Below are 1,689 nucleotides of genomic sequence, written 5' to 3'. Positions count from 1 at the left end.
GGCTCGGAGATGTGTATAAGAGACAGCCCCGTGTCCGGGTTGTCGTTGGCCGGGGAAGGGGGCGGCACGAAGCGCAGCCAGGCGCGCAGCATGCCCTCCACTGCGGCCGCAGGGGGAGGAAGATCGTCGGCCCGCAGGTCCTTCAGGCCGGCCTCGCCGAGCGCCGGATCGGCGTGCGGCACGGCGTCGGCCTCGACGGCGCTCGACCGGTCCAGCACGATCAGCCGCAGCCCCTCGATCCAGTCGAGAAGGTCCGTGAGGGCGAGGATGCAGGACCCCTTGGCGGCCCGACGGTTGCCGGCCGTCAGCAGCCGGCACAGCCGCCCATAGGCCGCGAGATCGGTCGGGTAGGCCAGGATGTCGGGCGTGCCGTCGGCGAACACCAGCCGGGCGCCGACCAGCACCCGCACGGGCGGGCCCTCCAGACGCTTCGCCTGGCTGAAGGCCCGCACAACGCCGGCAAGCGAGTTGCGGTCCGCGATGCCGAGCGCCGGCATCGCGAAACCGCCTGCCATCGCGACATATTCCTCCGGATGCGAGGCGCCGCGCAGGAAGGAAAAGTTGGTGGCGGTGCCGAGCTCGACAAACATCGGCTCATCCGAACAGGCCGTGCAGGAACCAACGCGGCCGCTCGACCTCGCGGCCATAAAGCCCTTCGCGGAACAGCCAATAACGGCGGCCGTCGCCGTCCTCGGCCTCGAAATAATCGCGGGTCGGCGCCGTCGTGGTCCACCAGGGCGCCGCGATGCGTTCCGGGCCCTCCACGGCCTTCAGCCGGTGCTCCATCCGGCGCCAGCGGAAGGTGATGGGCGGCCCGTCCGGCACCTCGGCCACCGTGTCGATGGGCTCCGGCCGGTCGAGCAACCGCAGCGGGCGGTGCAGGTCGGCCGCATCCGGATAGACCGGCCAGCCTCCGGCCCGCTGGGCCGGCCAGCTCACCGTGGCATCTTCGGGCACGTGCCGGTCGGCATTGTGGAGCCGCAGCACCCGGGTGGCGCCGAGCCGGGCGCCGAGCCGGTCGACCAGCAGCGCCAGGTCGGCCTCGGCGGCCCGGTCGGTGGTGGCCTCGAGCGCCACCTGCTCGGCCGTCAGGGTTTCGGCCACGGCGGCGCCGAGCCGCATCACGTCGAAGCCGTAGCCGGTGTCGAGCCCATCCTCGCCGAGGCTTTCGAGCTTGTCGCGGAACAAGCGTAACAAGGCCACCGGGTCCCGGCTCGGGCGGCCCGTGCCGACCGTCAGCCGTTTCACCACGCCATCGACGCGGAACAAGGTGAGTTCGAGCCTGCGGGCGCCCGTTTGGGCGCGTTCGAGCTGGGCGCAGAGATGGCGGGCCAGAACGCCGAGCGACGTTTCCACGGCCGCCAGCGTGGCGATCGGATGGGCGAAGCGGCGCTCGGCCAGCATCGGCGGCACGGGGGCGATCGGCACCAGGGCGCCACGGGTCCAGCCCAGCAGGGCGTCGAGCTTGTGCAGCAGGGTCGCGCCGAAGCGGGCCGTCAAGGGCGCGCGCGGGCGGTCGAGCAGGTCGCCGATCGTGCGCAGTCCCGCCTGGGCGAGGGCGTTCAGCGTCGCGGCCTCGAGGCGCAGCGCCGCGAGCGGCATCGGGTGAGCGAGGGGAAGCAGCGCTTCGGGTCCCGGCAGCGCGATGCTGACGGACCCATGGTGGCCCAGCGCCCAGGCGGCCTCGGG

1 protein-coding gene is annotated in these 1,689 nt (G+C 72.9%); it reads right to left on the bottom strand.

The features are described from left to right. Window positions 1-594: 594 nt before the first annotated feature. Window positions 595-1,689 (bottom strand): Y-family DNA polymerase (locus tag P7D22_RS23040; protein ID WP_319936575.1); only part of this gene is annotated, 1,095 nt, incomplete at its 5' end.

The sequence above is a fragment of the Lichenihabitans sp. Uapishka_5 genome (genome assembly GCF_033947565.1).
Classification (GTDB): domain Bacteria; phylum Pseudomonadota; class Alphaproteobacteria; order Rhizobiales; family Beijerinckiaceae; genus Lichenihabitans.
The sequence above is the reverse complement of the archived record's forward strand: the minus strand, read 5'-3'. Positions and strand labels throughout refer to the sequence as shown.